General features: G+C 73.3%; 15 protein-coding genes. 9 read left to right on the top strand and 6 right to left on the bottom strand.

Annotated features, from left to right (window positions below; all coding sequences use genetic code 11):
- Positions 1 to 62 precede the first annotated feature (62 nt).
- Together CCO02nite_RS04075 and CCO02nite_RS04070 are read left to right on the top strand one after the other, a co-directional pair.
- Positions 63 to 854 (top strand): ABC transporter ATP-binding protein, encoded by a 792-nt coding sequence (locus CCO02nite_RS04075; protein WP_246117327.1) that lies wholly within the window; start codon positions 63 to 65, stop codon positions 852 to 854.
- Entirely contained in the window at positions 854 to 3,418 is a 2,565-nt protein-coding gene (locus CCO02nite_RS04070) for an ABC transporter permease (protein WP_146841750.1), read from the top strand. Before CCO02nite_RS04075 ends, CCO02nite_RS04070 begins: the two co-directional genes overlap by 1 nt.
- An 82-nt stretch (positions 3,419 to 3,500) precedes the next feature.
- Here CCO02nite_RS04070 and CCO02nite_RS04065 read toward each other — a convergent pair whose 3' ends face one another.
- The 5 genes from CCO02nite_RS04065 to CCO02nite_RS04045 all read right to left on the bottom strand — a co-directional run bounded on the left by CCO02nite_RS04065 (position 3,501) and on the right by CCO02nite_RS04045 (position 7,799).
- Positions 3,501 to 5,555 (bottom strand): elongation factor G, encoded by a 2,055-nt coding sequence (locus CCO02nite_RS04065; protein WP_146841749.1) that lies wholly within the window; start codon positions 5,553 to 5,555, stop codon positions 3,501 to 3,503.
- Positions 5,556 to 5,695: 140 nt separating this feature from the next.
- Positions 5,696 to 6,664, bottom strand: coding sequence for an FKBP-type peptidyl-prolyl cis-trans isomerase (locus CCO02nite_RS04060; RefSeq protein ID WP_246117326.1), 969 nt, complete (start codon positions 6,662 to 6,664; stop codon positions 5,696 to 5,698).
- Positions 6,634 to 7,008 carry a M15 family metallopeptidase domain-containing protein gene (locus CCO02nite_RS04055; protein WP_146841748.1) on the bottom strand — a complete coding sequence of 125 codons (375 nt, stop codon included), beginning with the start codon at positions 7,006 to 7,008 and terminating at the stop codon, positions 6,634 to 6,636. Before CCO02nite_RS04055 ends, CCO02nite_RS04060 begins: the two co-directional genes overlap by 31 nt.
- Positions 7,009 to 7,010: 2 nt before the next feature.
- Positions 7,011 to 7,391, bottom strand: a complete 381-nt coding sequence (locus tag CCO02nite_RS04050; protein ID WP_146841747.1) for a hypothetical protein — start codon at positions 7,389 to 7,391, stop codon at positions 7,011 to 7,013.
- A gap of 18 nt (positions 7,392 to 7,409) precedes the next feature.
- Positions 7,410 to 7,799 (bottom strand): ADP-ribosyltransferase, encoded by a 390-nt coding sequence (locus tag CCO02nite_RS04045; RefSeq protein ID WP_146841746.1) that lies wholly within the window; start codon positions 7,797 to 7,799, stop codon positions 7,410 to 7,412.
- 252 nt (positions 7,800 to 8,051) lie between these two features.
- On the opposite strand from CCO02nite_RS04045, the gene CCO02nite_RS04040 reads away from it, so the two are divergent.
- From CCO02nite_RS04040 to CCO02nite_RS04015, 6 genes are all read left to right on the top strand, one after another.
- Positions 8,052 to 9,836, top strand: coding sequence for an FAD-dependent oxidoreductase (locus CCO02nite_RS04040; RefSeq protein WP_222593132.1), 1,785 nt, complete (start codon positions 8,052 to 8,054; stop codon positions 9,834 to 9,836).
- Entirely contained in the window at positions 9,833 to 10,135 is a 303-nt protein-coding gene (locus CCO02nite_RS04035; RefSeq protein ID WP_146841745.1) for a 4Fe-4S dicluster domain-containing protein, read from the top strand. Before CCO02nite_RS04040 ends, CCO02nite_RS04035 begins: the two co-directional genes overlap by 4 nt.
- A 94-nt stretch (positions 10,136 to 10,229) precedes the next feature.
- A complete protein-coding gene (locus CCO02nite_RS04030; RefSeq protein WP_146841744.1) occupies positions 10,230 to 11,273 on the top strand; it encodes an ABC transporter substrate-binding protein in 1,044 nt (347 codons plus the stop codon).
- The gene (locus CCO02nite_RS04025; protein WP_222593131.1) at positions 11,270 to 12,208 is read left to right on the top strand and encodes an ABC transporter permease; all 939 of its coding nucleotides are present in this window, start codon (positions 11,270 to 11,272) and stop codon (positions 12,206 to 12,208) included. Before CCO02nite_RS04030 ends, CCO02nite_RS04025 begins: the two co-directional genes overlap by 4 nt.
- Positions 12,205 to 12,954: an ABC transporter ATP-binding protein gene (locus tag CCO02nite_RS04020; protein ID WP_146841742.1), complete on the top strand. Its 750-nt coding sequence runs from the start codon at positions 12,205 to 12,207 to the stop codon at positions 12,952 to 12,954. The genes CCO02nite_RS04025 and CCO02nite_RS04020 overlap by 4 nt, the downstream gene beginning before the upstream one ends.
- Before the next feature lie 183 nt (positions 12,955 to 13,137).
- Positions 13,138 to 13,449 (top strand): hypothetical protein, encoded by a 312-nt coding sequence (locus CCO02nite_RS04015; protein WP_146841741.1) that lies wholly within the window; start codon positions 13,138 to 13,140, stop codon positions 13,447 to 13,449.
- A 20-nt stretch (positions 13,450 to 13,469) separates the two neighbouring features.
- Here the strand turns inward: CCO02nite_RS04015 and CCO02nite_RS04010 are convergent, their stop codons facing one another.
- On the bottom strand, positions 13,470 to 13,706 hold the full coding sequence (locus CCO02nite_RS04010) for a hypothetical protein (protein WP_146841740.1): 237 nt from the start codon (positions 13,704 to 13,706) through the stop codon (positions 13,470 to 13,472).
- Positions 13,707 to 13,760: 54 nt separating this feature from the next.
- Between CCO02nite_RS04010 and CCO02nite_RS16015 the strand changes: the two genes are divergently transcribed.
- Positions 13,761 to 14,402, top strand: coding sequence for a hypothetical protein (locus tag CCO02nite_RS16015; RefSeq protein WP_246117325.1), 642 nt, complete (start codon positions 13,761 to 13,763; stop codon positions 14,400 to 14,402).
- Positions 14,403 to 14,645 lie beyond the last annotated feature (243 nt).

Here is a 14,645-nt window from a genome sequence, read left to right as displayed (position 1 = left end):
CAGGGTCGATCTGGGGGGAGTACCCGATCGTGCTGACGCCCCGGGGTCGGGATCATCGAAGGGTGACCCAGCAGACAACGCCGGATGCCGGCGTGACCCTTCCCATCGCCTCGGCCCGCGGGCTCGTCAAGACGTACGGCGGCGGCGAGACCGCCGTGCATGCGCTCGCGGGCATCGACGTCGACTTCGAGCGCGGCCGACTCACCGCGACCATGGGGCCGTCGGGCTCCGGCAAGTCGACGCTCATGCACTGCATGGCGGGCCTGGACCGGCCGACCTCGGGCTCGGTCGTCGTGGACGGCGAGACCGTCTCCGAGATGTCCGAACGGCATCTGACGAAGCTGCGCCGCAACCGGCTCGGGTTCGTGTTCCAGGCGTTCAACCTCGTGCCGACGCTCACCGCGCTGGAGAACATCACGCTGCCGCTGGACATCGCGCGGCGGCCCGTGGACCGCGACCACCTGGACGCGGTCGTGCGCGCGGTCGGCCTGCAGGACCGGCTCAGCCACAAGCCCGGCGAGCTGTCCGGCGGCCAGCAGCAGCGCGTCGCGTGCGCCCGCGCGCTCGTCACGCGGCCCGCGGTGGTGTTCGCCGACGAGCCGACGGGCAACCTCGACTCGTCGTCGGCGCGTGACGTGCTCGGCTTCCTGCGCCGCAGCGTCGACGACCTCGGGCAGTCCGTCGTGATGGTCACGCACGACCCGACGGCTGCCTCCTACGCCGACCGGGTGCTGTTCCTCGCCGACGGACGGATCGTCGACGAGCTGCGCGACCCGACCGCCGAGAGCGTGCTCGAGCGGCTCGCGGCCCTCTCGCGCGACGAGTCCGCGGCCTCCGCCGCGCGGGTGCACTGATGCTGCGCGTCACGTTGCGTGGCGTGCGTGCGCACGCCGTCCGCTTCCTGCTCTCCGTGCTGGCGGTCGCGCTCGGCATCGCGTTCGTCGCGGGCACGTTCAGCCTGCGCACGATGCTCGGCTCGACGTTCGACGGGATCGTGGAGGCCTCCGCGCCGGCCGACGCGTACGTACGCGGCGCGAACGAGGTCGCCGCCAGCGCCACCGGCGTCGGTGAGACGCGCAACCCGTTCCCGGTCGAGCTCGTGGACCAGGTGTCCGGGGTCGACGGTGTGCGCCTCGCGCTGCCCGAGGTCAGCGGCACGGTCGTGCTCGTCGGGGCCGACGGGACGGCGGTCCAGTCGACGCAGGCGCCCAGCTTCGGCATGGCGTTCGACGAACGCGACCCGAGCCTGACGATCGTCGAGGGCCGCGCACCCGCTGCGGCCGACGAGGTCGCGCTCGAGTCCGCGACGCTCGACTCGTCGGGTCTGACGATCGGCGACCGCACGCGGCTCGTGGTCGCGGGTGAGGTGCGCGAGGTCGAGGTCGTCGGCGACGCGGCGGCCGGTGGGCCGATGGCGGGGGCGACGATCGTGCTGATGGACTCCGCGACGGCGATGGCCGACTTCGCGCCCGACGGGACGATCGCCTCGATCGCGGTGTACGCCGCCGCCGACGTCAGTCAGCAGACCCTCGTCGCGAACCTGTCGGAAGCGCTGCCCGGCCTGCCGGACGGCGCCGGCACGACGGCGGTCACGGGCGACGACCTGCGGGCGGACCTGCAGGAGGACATCGGCGAGATGCTCGGGTTCGTCACGACGTTCCTGCTGATCTTCGCGGTGATCGCGCTGTTCGTCGGCGGGTTCCTCATCGCGAACACGTTCGCGATGTCGGTGCGGCAGCGGGTGCGCGAGTTCGCGCTGCTGCGGGCGGTCGGGGCGTCGCCGGCGCAGGTGTTCGGGGTCGTCGTCGGGCAGGCCGCGGTCGTCGGGCTCGCGGGGTCGGCCTTCGGCGTCCTCGGCGGGCTCGGGCTGGTCGCGCTGCTGCGCAAGGTGCTCGCCGGCGTGGGGATGGACCTGACGTCCGACATCCCGCTGAGCACGTCGACCGTGGTCGGCTGCCTCGTGCTCGGGACGGTCGTCTCGGCGGTGGCCTCCGCATTCCCCGCGCGCACGGCGGCGCTCGTCGCGCCCGTCGAGGCGATGCGCGGTGAGATCTCGGTGCGGGAGCGGTCGCTGCGCGCGCGCTTCGTCGTGGGCGCCGCGATGGTCGTCGCCGGCGCGGCCGGCGTGGTCGCCGCGGCCCTGCAGCCGGACTCGAAGGTGGCGGAGAGCGCCCTCGGCCTCGGTGCCGTGCTCGTGCTCGTCGGCGTGCTGGTGGCCTCGCCGACGCTCGCGCGTGCCGTCCTGCGGGTCATGGCCGCGCCGTTCGTCGCGCTCCTCAAGCCGATCGGCAAGCTCGCGCACGGCAACGTCACGCGCAACCCCCGCCGCACCGCGAACACCGCGGGCGCGCTCATGATCGGCATGGCGCTCGTCGGCGCGGTCTCCGTGATCGCCGCGACCGCGCAGGCGTCGGTCGCGAGCGTCGTCGAGAGCTCCACGGACGCCGACCTGGTGCTGCGCTCGGCGACGTTCACCATCCCGGGCGGGGCGGCCGAGGACGTCGCGGCGCTGCCCGAGGTCGGCGACACCGTGCCTGTGGCGTTCACGTACGCGGGGGTCTCCCCCGCGCCCGGCGTCACGCCGACGCCCGAGGACACCGGGGGTGTCGCGGGGGTGGCCCCGGGAGCGCTCGGCAGCACGCTCATGGTCGACGTGACGAGCGGCGACCTCGGCACGCTCGACGACGACACCGCGCTGGTCAACTCGAACAACGCGGGCGACGGCTGGGCGGTCGGCGACACCGTCGTCGTGCAGACGGCGACCTCGACGCGTGAGCTGACCGTCGGGGCGGTGTTCGAGAGCCGCGTCCTCGGCTCGTCGGTCGTCGTCTCCGACGAGGTGCTCGACGAGATCGCTCCCGGCGAGGCGCAGCTGCTCGACACCGTGTTCGTCGACGCCGCGCCCGGCGTGAGCCAGGCGGACCTGCGCGCCGCGGTGACGGCGGCCGTCGCGCCCTACGTCGTCGTGTCCGTGCAGGACCAGGACGAGTTCGTCGCGCAGATCGCCGGGCAGGTCGACCAGCTCCTGGTGATCCTGTACGCGCTGCTCGGACTGTCGCTGGTCATCGCGGTGCTGGGCATCGTCAACACGCTCGCCCTGTCGGTGATCGAGCGCACGCGCGAGATCGGCCTGCTGCGTGCGGTCGGCCTCGGACGCCTGCAGCTCGCGGGGACGATCACGGTGGAGTCGGTGCTGACGGCGCTGTTCGGCACGGTCGTCGGGCTCGTGGTGGGCGTCGGGCTCGCCTCGGTGCTGCCGCAGGTCTACGCCGACGAGGGCCTGGACACGCTCGTCGTGCCGTGGGGCGGGCTGGTGACGATGGTCGTGCTCGCGCTCGTCGTCGGGGTGCTCGCGGCGCTGTGGCCCGCGATCCGGGCGGCCCGGATGCGCCCGCTGGACGCGATCGCGACGGAGTAGCCGAAGAAGGAGCGGACGAAGGAGCCGACGCAGGAGCGCAGCGGGGACCCGATCGCGCCGGGTCCCCGCTGGCGTCGCGTCGTCAGGCCGTGACCAGGTTGTCCGGGCAGATCTCGTAGCGCGCGGGCGTGATCTCCAGCTCGGCGCGGCCCCCGGTGAGGGAGCGCAGGTCGAGCACGTAGCGCAGCAGCTCGGACTGCGGCACGTCGGCCTCGATCACCACACGGCCGTCGTCGAGAGCGGTGGTCGTGGTGATCCGGCCGCGGCGGCCGGACAGGTCACCCATGACGTCGCCCTGCACGGCCGTGGGAACCGTGACCGAGACGTGGTCGATCGGCTCGAGCACCACGGTCCCGGCGGCGGCGAGCGCGTCGCGCAGCCCGTTGCCGGCCGCGGTGCGGAACGCCATGTCCGACGAGTCCACGGAGTGCGACTTGCCGTCGTACACCTCGACCCGCAGGTCGACGACGGGGTAGCCGTGCGGTCCGCCGTGCGACATCGCCTCGACGACGCCCTTCTCGACCGCGGGCAGGTAGTTGCGCGGGATCGACCCGCCGACGACGGCGTCGACGAACTCGAAACCGCCGCCGGGCATCGGCCCGACCCGTAGCTGCGCGACCGCGAACTGCCCGTGGCCGCCGGACTGCTTCTTGATCTTGCCCTCGGCCTCGACGGTCCGCCGGATCGTCTCCCGGTACGCGACGGGCACGGGTGCGGTGGACACGTGCACGCCGAACACGCGCGCGAGCCGCTCGAGCGCGACGGCCAGGTGCGTGTCGCCCAGTCCGCGCAGCACGGTCCGGTCCGACGAGCGGTCGACGACGAGTGTCGGGTCCTCGGCGACGAGCCGCTGCAGCGCGCCCGAGAGGCGATCGTCGTCGGACTGCGTGACCGGCTCGAGCGCCAGCCCGTACACCGCCGGCCGCGGACGCGCCGCGGGCGCCGACATCGCGGCGCCCGGACCCGTGCGATCCACCAGCAGGGAGTTGGTGGGCGTGGACGTCAGCTTCGCGACGGCCACCACCTGACCCGCGACCGCGACGTCGACGGGCAGGTGCTCCTTGCCCCGGAGCCGGAACAGGCCGGGGATGCGTTCGTCGGACCGGGACGTGGTGTTGAGGAGCTTGTCACCGGGCTTGACCGTCCCGGACAGCACGCGCAGCAGCGTGACCTGCCCGACGAACGGGTCGGCGACGGTGCGGAACGCGTGCACCAGCACCGGCCCGGCGGGGTCGGGTGCGACCTCGACGACGGTGTCGCCCGCGAGCACCCGCGCGGGGCGGTCGCCGGGGGCGGGGCTCAGCTCGCACACCAGGTCGGCCAGGCGGTCGATGCCGACGGCCGTGATCCCGGAGGCGACGAGCACGGGGAACGCGTCGCGCGCCCGGACCTCCTGCGCGAGCGTGCGCTCGAGCTCCGCGGCGTCGGGCTCGTCGCCCGAGAGGTACCGCTCGAGCGCGTCGTCGTCGTGCGACACGATCTCCTCGGTGACCTCGTCGTGCAGGCGGTGCTCCTCGGCGGCGACCTCGTCGGACAACGGGGCCTCGTGGTGGGTGCCGTCGGCCGCGTACTCGTAGCCGTGCTCGGTGAGCACGTCGGCGACGCCGTGGAACTCGGCCTCCTCGCCGATCGGGAGCTCGAGCGGCACGAAGCCGTCGCCGAACGAGGTCCGCAGGTCGTCCAGCACGTGCCGGAAGTCGGCACGTGCCTTGTCCTCCTTGGTGACCGCGACGATCACGGGAATGCCCGCCTCGGCGGCCAGCCGCCAGGCCGTGTGCGTCCCGGCCTGCACCCCGTCGACCGCGCTCACGACGAGCACCGCGAGGTCCGCCGCGACGAGCGCGGCGTCGACGGCCCCGGCGAAGTCGGGTGCGCCTGGTGCGTCGAGCAGCGTCACGTCGTACGTCTTGCCGTCCGAGGCCGCCCAGGGGAACGGTGCAACGCCGATCGCGATCGAGATGCCGCGCGCGATCTCCTCGGGCTCGTGGTCGCTGACCGTGGTGCCCTCCTCGACCCCACCGGGCCGCGGGATCACGCCGGCGCGGTGCAGCAGCGCCTCGGCGAGAGTGGTCTTGCCCGCGCCCGCGGCGCCCATCAGGGCCACCGTGCGGATCCGCGGCGTCGTTGCCTGGTCCATGTGCGTCTCCCGACCCGTACCCCCTGCGCTGGGGGACCTGAGCCCACACTAACGACGCACCCCCGGGGCCGTCAGGACATGAGTCCCTTGGCCCCGGGGGTGCGAGGTCGTTGCGCGTGCGCGCGGGTGCGCGCCGGGCGTCAGGAGGTCTTGAGGATGTCCACGACGAACACGAGCGTCGAGTTCGCCGGGATGGAGCCCTGGTCCACGTCCTTGTAGCCGAGCTCCGGCGGGATGACGAGCAGCACGCGGCTGCCGACCTGCTGACCCTCGAGACCCTGCTCCCAGCCCGCCACCACGCTGCCGGAGCCCAGGTCGCCGACGGTCAGCGGCTGCCCGTTGGCCCAGCTCGAGTCGAAGACGGTGCCGTCCCAGAGTGCGCCGACGTACTGCACGACGACGTCGTCACCCTTCTCGACGGTGTCGCCGTCACCCTGGATCAGCGGCTGCACGACGAGCTCGGTCGGGGGCTCGCCCACGCCAGCGGCGATCACCGGGACGCCGTCGTCGCCGACCGTGACGACGGGCAGGCTCTCGTCGGGCGCGACGGCAGTGCCGTCTGCGGTCGGCGGGATGACCGCCGGCAGGTCGACGACGTAGACCTGCGTGGCGTCGCCGCTCGCCAGGCCGAGCAGGATGCGAGCACCCTCGTGCGCGCCGATCATGATCTCGTCGAGCTGGTCGAGGCCCGAGGACGCCGGCCAGACCTCGGCCGTCGCACCCTCGTCGAACGTGCTGCCGAGCGCGGTGCCGTCGGCGCCGTCGACCGCGGTGATGTGCACCTGGACGAGCGACTCGTCCGTGATCTCGGCACCGTCACCGTCGGCGAGCAGGACCGCGCCCGTGCCGGTCATCGCGAACGGGGTGGACGGGAGCGTGATCGTCGGCTTCACGCCGGCGTCGCCGGTGACCTCGACGGTCGAGAGCAGCTCCATGTCGGCGTCGGTCGCGACCGGCAGCGCGGTCGAGTCCGCGGTCGGCTCGGCCGTCGCCGTGGCGGTCGGGGTGGGTGCCGGGTCGTCGTCGCCGCTGCAGGCGGCGGCACCGAGGATGAGGGCGAGCGCGATGCTCGTCGCGGTCAGGGCGCGGCTGCGCACGGAACGGGGCACGAGGAAGTCCTCCGACGTCGGGGAGCCACCCCGGACGGCGAGGCGGCGACCGTCGAACGGTACGCGACTTTTCTGGGAGTCACCTGAGTCGTCAGGTCGAGCGCCCGCCCGCCCGTGTCGGTGGTGCTGGTCGGGCGCCAGACGTGCTTCGAGCGGTCGGGGTGGTCCGCGACCGCGGGGTAGCCGGGCTCCCCTTGGTGCAGGTACCAGTCCTTCTGCTGCGCGTACGAGCGCGTCGAGCTGTTGATGGGCCCGGCTGGGCAGCCGGCGGCGCGCATCCGCTCCCAGGACGCGGCGGCGTCCTCGCGCAGCGTGTGGCCTCCGCCGATGGGTACGAGCTGCACGGTCACTCCCTGCTGTCGGGGTACGCCAGGGCCAGCACCTCGGCGTACGTCATCTCTCGGGCGGGCTCGGTCAGCAGCCGCTCGCTGACCACGTTCCAGGCTACGGGCACCGGCGCCCCGTCGAGCGCGATGTCACGCACGACCTCGGTGATGTACCGGCCCAGCTCGAGAGCGACGGGCTCGGCCGGCGTGGCGGTGGGGCACCAGGCGAACGCGGTGTCGCCCTGGCGGACGATCCACCCCACCTCCACGTCCGCCGGCAGGTACGCGCGCGCGGCGGTGCAGCTCGCGTCGAGCTCGGGCTGTGGGTAGCTCGGCGGCGCGTAGGCGAGGTCGAGCGGCTGGACGTACTGGAGGCGAGGGCTTTCCGGGGACTCAGTCATGCCATCACGCTAGGCGCGTCAGGTGGCGGAGTACGGGTTACTGCTGGGACTGACAGCTTCCCCGACGAGGTCGGCCGGGTCCACATCCGCCGGCAGGATCTCGATCTCCACGACCCACTGGCCCGTGTTCGGGTCCTGGTACACCGCGTGGACGTAGAACTGCTGGCCGCGGGCGAGCAGCACCTCCCGCTCCCCGTGGCAGCTCGTGTAGGGCTCGACCCACGACGCCATCGTGCCGCGCGGGGCGCGGATCTTGAGCTGCACCGGCTTGCTCGAGAACGCCGCGTTCGCGCCGGTGCTCGTGCTGGTGTACCCCCACTGAGTGTAGACCCGGCCCGGCAGGGAGTGGGGTGGCGGCACCTGGATCGAGGGCGGGTCGCCCAGCAGCTCCTCCCACCGCCGTCGCACCGGGGATCCGGCGCGCCCCCGCGGCTGTCCGCATGGTGAGCAGTGCCGGTCTAAAAGTTGACTGGTTCAGTCCGGATTGCCGTAGGGTCCCCGGCATGACGACGACGAACGCGGTGGCTGGTCCGCCGCTCGCAACCCGGCCGCTGCCGGGCTCGTCGTCGTGCTGTCGTCTCGTCCGCTGACCCTGGCCCAGCCCGGACCCTGGCGTGCGCCGTGTGCGCGACCCGCCGACGACGAGACGAGACGATCCCCGTGACCGCAGCCCCGAGCGCGCACACGCCCCGAGACCTGCCCGGACCCGCCCCGCGGCGAGCCGGCGACGTGCGCGCCGAGAAGCCGCGCGCCGAGACCCTGCGTGCCGATGCCGACGGCATCGTGCTGCGCGCGGACGTGCTCGTGGTGGGTGGCGGCCCGGCGGCGACGTGGTCGGCGATCTCCGCCGCCGAGCACGGCGCACGTGTGGTGCTCGTCGACAAGGGCTACTGCGGCACGAGCGGCGTGGCCGCGACCGCGGGTGTCGCGCACTGGCTCGTGCCCCCGGACGTGAGCCGTCGCGACGAGGAGATCGGCGTGCGCGAGGCGCAGGGCGCCTACCTCACCGACCGGGTGTGGGCCGACGCCGTGCTCGACGAGACGTGGGAGCGCACCGCGCTCGTCGCGGACTGGGGCTACCGGACGCCCGCGTCCGGGACCGTCCCGCGCGTGCTGGGCTTCCGGCCCGGCGAGCGGACGTTCGCGGGCAGCTCGCCGGACTACCTGCGCTTCCTGCGGGGGCGGGTCAAGAAGTCCGGCGTCACGGTGCTGGACCACAGCCCGGCGCTCGAGCTGCTGCGCGACCCCGCCGGCCGCATCTGCGGCGCGGACGGCTACCAGCGCCAGCTCGGCCGCCGGTGGCGGGTGCTCGCGGGTGCGGTCGTGCTCGCGACGGGCGGCACGACCTGGCGCAGCCACTCGCTCGGCGGCGACGTCGACACGGGCGAGGGGCACCTCATGGCCGCCGAGGTCGGCGCGCACCTGTCGAGCATGGAGTTCTCGAACTTCTACGGCATGGTGCCGCTGGGCACGAGCATGGACAAGAACGGGTACTTCGTGCGCGCCTCGTACTGGGACCACGAGGGCCGCCCGATCGCGTACCGGAACCTGCACTCGAGCCGTGCGGAGCTGCTCGCCGCGTCGCTGCGCGGCACGGTCACGGCCCAGTTCACGCAGATCGTCGGCGAGCAGCGCGCCCTGGCCCGCGCCGCGATGCCGAACTTCTTCATGGTCGCGGACAAGCTCGGGATCGACCCGTTCACGCAGCGCTTCCCGATGGACTGGGTGCAGGAGGGCACGGTGCGTGGGACGGGCGGCGTGCGGATCGTCGACCGCGACGCGTGGACCGGCGTCCCCGGGCTGTACGCGGCCGGTGACGTCGCTGCGCGCGACCGGCTCGTCGGGGCGGCGACCGGGGCGGGCGGGCCGAACCTCGCGTGGGCGGTCGCGACGGGGACGTGGGCCGGGCGGGCGTCCGCCGCGTTCGCGGGTTCGCGCCGCGAGCCCGTCGAGGCGGACGTCGAGCCGACCGGCGGGCTCGGGCTGCGGCCGCGGGCTGCCTCCGGCGCGCTCGTCGGATCCGACGAGGCGTGGCGCGACGTCCAGGCGACGGTGCAGGCGCACCTGCTGCCCATCGAGCGTTCGGCGTTCCGCACCGCCGACGGCCTCGCAGACTCGGCCCGGGTCCTCGACGGGCTCTGGGCCGACGACACGGCGCTCACGCCCGTCGCACCAGCCGGCGCGCACGCGATCCGCACGCGGGAGGTGGCGGGGCTGCTCGCGACCGCGCGCTGGGCGGTGCGTGCCGCCGCGGCCCGGACCGAGACGCGCGGCATGCACACGCGCGTCGACCACCCGCACACCGACCCGGCACAGGCGCGCCGCCTGCTCGTCGGGGGCCTCGACGAGCTGTGGGTGCGCCCGGACCCGGAGCGGCCCGTCGTCGGGCCCGCCGGCACCGACCTCGACTCGCTCGTCGGGACCGGACGGAAGGTGGCGTCGTGATCGAGGTGCTCTCCACCGACCTGTGCACGCGCTGCGACATCTGCGTGCGGATCTGTCCGACGAACGTGTTCGACCCGGTGCCCGACGGGGTGCCGGTCATCGCGCGGCACTCCGACTGCCAGACCTGCTTCCAGTGCGAGGCGTACTGCCCGGCCGACGCGATCTTCGTCGCACCGTCCCGCACGCCCGAGCCGGAGGGCTCCCCGATGCGGGACGAGAGCCGGCTCGTCGAGCTCGACCTGATGGGCCTGTACCGCGACCGCGTCGGCTGGCGCCGGCGCAGCGCGGCCCGGACCTGAGCGGCCCGTCCGCACCACCCGACTGACTCACCCGACTGATCCACCACCCCTGTGCCGACACCCGTCGGCGTGCCCCGTCCGAGAGGAGACCCTCATGTCCCGTCCTCGCCGCCGCCTCGCGGCCGCCCAGGTGCTGATCGGCGCCGTCGTCCTGGCCGCGCTCGCGGCCTGCAGCTCCGCCGACGCCACCGCCGGCAGCACCACCGCACCTTCGTCGGACGCGTCCAGCGCCGAGGCGACGCCCGCCGCACTCGTGCCGATCACGGTCGGCGGCCCGTGGAACGGCACCGCGGGCAAGGAGCCCGCGGACACCGGCCCGTTCGGCTACGCCGTGCACCTGGGCCTGGCCGACGAGCTCCTCGCGCAGCACGGCTTCTCCTACGAGGGCTTCGCCGCGTTCAACAACGGACCGCCCGTCGTGCAGGCGCTGCAGTCCGGTGACATCCAGGTCGGCTTCATCGGCGACACGCCCGCCGTGCTCGCGCGCAGCAACGACCTCGACGTCCCGGCGCTGCTCATCGCCAAGCCCACGCAGGACATCTGGTTCCTGGGCCGCGAGGGCGGCGTGCACTCGGTCGAGGAGCTCGCGGGCAAGAAGGTCGCGCTGCAGTTCGGCTCGAACTTCGACAAGTACGGCCGCGCGGTGCTCGAGCGTGCGGGCGTGCTCGACAAGGTCGAGCTCGTCAACCTGCTGTTCGCGGACGCGCTCCCGGCGCTGCAGCGCGGCGAGGTCGACGCCGTGCCGCTGCCTGCGACCACGGCCGGCATCTGGCGCCTGAAGAACGACTTCCCGGTCCTGACGAAGGCGAGCGAGGACGACCCCGACCTGCTGGCGACGTCGGTCGGGCTGACCTCGGGCGACGAGTACAAGGAGAACCCGGAGCTCGCGGCGGCCGTGTGGGCGGTCTACGACGCGGGCGCCCAGGCGATCCTGGCTGACCACGACGCGTACGCCCAGTTCGTCTCGGACACGACGGGCGCCCCGAAGGACGTCGTCCTGGCGGCGAACCTGTGGCAGTACGGGACGCAGCCGGCCGACCCGGACGGCGTCGCGACCGTCACGTCCACGCTCGAGTTCCTGCACGACACCGGCACGACGACGGGCACGTTCGACCCGAACGCATGGGTCGTCCCGTGAGCACCGCGCTGACCCGCTCGGGTCGTGAACCGGTCCGGTCCGACGAGCCTGACGTCGAGCCCGCCGGCACCACCGACCCCGCCCGCACCGGCTCGGCCGACTCCTCGGAGTCGGCCGGCCGGCCGGCAGGGTCGACCGTGGGCGCGACGCGTCGCCGGTCCGCGTCGTCGGCCCGCACGCGGGACGTCGCGGTGCGCGCGAGCGTGCCGCTGCTGCTCGTCGCCGCGTGGGCGGTGGGCTCCGCATCGGGTGCGATCGACCCACTGGTGTTCCCCGCGCCGTGGCAGGTGTGGGACGCGTTCGTCGAGCTCGTGCGCACGGGCGTGCTGTGGGACAACCTGTCCGTCTCGCTCGTGCGCGTCACCGTCGGGTTCGCGATCGGCGGCACGCTCGGGATCGTCCTGGGTGTGACCGCGGGCCTGTTCCGGCTGGGCGACCAGCTGCTCGACCCGACGCTGCAGATGCTGCGCACGATCCCGTTCCTGGCGGTCGCGCCGCTGCTCATCATCTGGTTCGGCATCGGCGAGCTGCCCAAGGTCGTCATCATCGCGACCGCCGCGCTGTTCCCGCTCTACCTCAACACGCACTCCGGCGTGCGCGGCGTCGATCGTCGGGTGCTCGAGGCCGGGCGCGTGTTCGGGCTGCGCGGCCTGCGGCTCGTGCGGCACGTGATCCTGCCCGAGTCGATCCCGTCGATCCTCGTCGGGCTGCGCGTCTCGCTGTCCGTCTCGCTGCTCGCGCTCATCGTCGCCGAGCTCACCAACGCGCCGCGCGGCCTCGGGGCGCTCATGACGTCCGCCCAGCAGTACTTCCAGACGGACGTGCTCGTCGTGATCATCGCGGTCTACGCGTTGTGGGGGCTGTCCGTCGACCTGGTGGTGCGTGGCCTCGAGCGCGTGCTGCTGCCCTTCACCCGGAACAGGAGACGCGCATGAGCGCGCAGGAGATCCACCTCGTCGACGCCGACGCGCAGTCCGAAGGCGCGCACGTCGACGGCGTCACCAAGTCCTTCGACGGCCGGCGCGTGCTCGACGGTGTCCGGCTCGACGTCGCACCCGGCGAGTTCGTCGCCCTGCTGGGCGCGAGCGGCAGCGGCAAGACGACGCTGCTGCGCATCCTCGCGGGCCTCGAGGACCACGACGAAGGGACGGTCAGCACCCCGCGTGAGCGCACCGTCGTCTTCCAGGAGCCGCGCCTGGTCGCCGCCAAGCGGGTGCTCGACAACGTGCGCCTCGGCCTGCGGGGGCGGGAGTCGGCAGCGGCCGCCTCGGCCGCACTCGCAGAGGTCGGGCTTGCGGGCCGCGAGCGCGCCTGGCCGACGACCCTGTCGGGCGGCGAGGCCCAGCGCGTCGCACTCGCCCGGGCGCTCGTGCGTCGGCCCGGACTGCTGCTCCTCGACGAGCCGTTCGCCGCGCTGGACGCCCTGACCCGCATGCGGATGCAGGCACTGGTCGCCCAGCTCGTGCGTGCCCACCGCCCCGCCGCGCTGCTGGTCACGCACGACGTCGACGAGGCGATCCTGCTGGCGGACCGCGTCGCGGTGCTCCAGGAGGGCCGCATCGGTGCGCTGGTGCCGGTCCCGTTCCCCCGCCCGCGTCGCCGCGGCGTGCCCGGGTTCGGCGACCTGCGCCGCACCCTGCTCGCCGAGCTGGGCGTCCAGGAGGCCATCGGCGAGGAGTGAGCTCGGCGGCGCGCGCGGACCACTACCGCTGTGAGCCGACCGAGCAGACACGGGCTGGCTGACACCCTGAACGCCGTCACCGAGGTCGACCGGGCCGTTGGTCCCCTGCCTGCCGGGGGGTGGGTGGTGCCAGGATCTTGATGAGACGTGCGCGACGGCGCGCACGGGGAGGGTGGCACCGACATGTCCGAGACGACGGAGACCATCTGCCACTGGGAGCTGGTCCAGCGCCAGTGGAAGTGGGAGTGGGCGAGCTACCACCCTCACGTCCGGGTGTTCTGGGCCGCGGACCGCGCGGACGGCACCGCCGAGCTGCCGGAGGACGCCACGCTCGCGGCCGAGCCGCCCGAGGTCGTCGTGGACCAGTGCTACGGGAGCAGGTGGGAGAAGGTCTCCGGGACGGGGACGAACGTCGTCGTCGCCACGGCCGACCTGCCCGAGGGCGAGTCCCCCGCCGGCGAGGCCTGGCGCCTCGTCGCCACCGCCGTCCACTGACGCCCGAGGCAGCGGCAGGGTTACGGAGCTGAACCGATCCCGACGGCTGCCCAGTAGCTCAGGTGGGCTCGATGGAGCCAGTCGTCGACCCACTCAGTGTCGGGGTGGGCGGGGACGTGAACGCTGTCGTGGAGAGCAAGCAGCCGCTGCTCGGCGTCGTCCACGGCCGTCACGGCTTCGCTCAATGAGACCTCGCCGCAGCGGACAGCCACCGGCAGCTCTCGCGACCCGGTGATGACGGACACCTGATCGTTCACAAAGGCACGGTCGTGGGCCGTCGCCCGCTGCCCGTCGTGTGCAAGGGTTGCGGCGTGGCGGCGATGACCAAGCGGTTGCGGGAGCGCCTCGAGCGCGACTTCCCCGAGCCTGGGAGCGCGACAGAAGCCGTGCGGATCGTCGATGAGAGCAGTGACCTCGAGCGCGTTCAGGCGGCGATCGTGCTCTGGGCGAAAGGCGACCTCGGCAAGTTGCGCGACGCCTCCCGGCTGGCTCACGAGGACTGGCGCGACGCCCTTGTGCGCGGTGAGCTTGCGGATGACGACTGGCAAGAGAGGCTCGACGCCGAGCTCGGGCTGTCCGACGCAACGGATGTCGAGATCGGCGGGCAGCCGCGCGACGTCGTCACGCTCTGGCGCCCGACGGGCCCCGAAGAGCTCGCTCTCGTCGAGGCGAGCGGCTGGCGGCGCTGGCCGCCGCGGCTACCGGATCAGCCGATCTTCTACCCCGTACTCAACGAGGACTACGCGATCCGCATCGCGCGCGACTGGAACGTCAAGGCGTCCGGGGTCGGGCACGTGACGCGGTTCGACGTCCGGCGAGAGCACCTGGAGCAGTACGAGGTCCAGCAGGTCGGCGGCGAGACGATCCTTGAGTACTGGATCCCGGCGGAGCGGCTCGACGAGCTCAACGACAACATCGTCGGCACCATCGAGGTCGTTCGGACGTTCCGCTGACGGTCCCGGCAAGGTGACCGCCCGCATGGGCGATGGAGCGGGTGACGGGAATCGAACCCGCGCCATCAGCTTGGGAATCCGACTCCGCCGCGCTTCCAGACCTGGTGAGACCCGCGAAAGTGCTGGTCAGACGCTTGCGAGCGTACGCCGGGGTGAACCGAGAGGCACTGATCTACACCCCGGGTCTCCGCCGTTGATCGCGTTGTTGATCACTGCGGTCCAGTGTCCGACAGGCGCGGCGGA

The sequence above is a fragment of the Cellulomonas composti genome (genome assembly GCF_007990245.1).
GTDB classification, from domain to species: domain Bacteria; phylum Actinomycetota; class Actinomycetes; order Actinomycetales; family Cellulomonadaceae; genus Cellulomonas; species Cellulomonas composti.
Note: the sequence above shows the minus strand (reverse complement) of the source record. Positions and strands in the feature narration are given on the sequence as shown.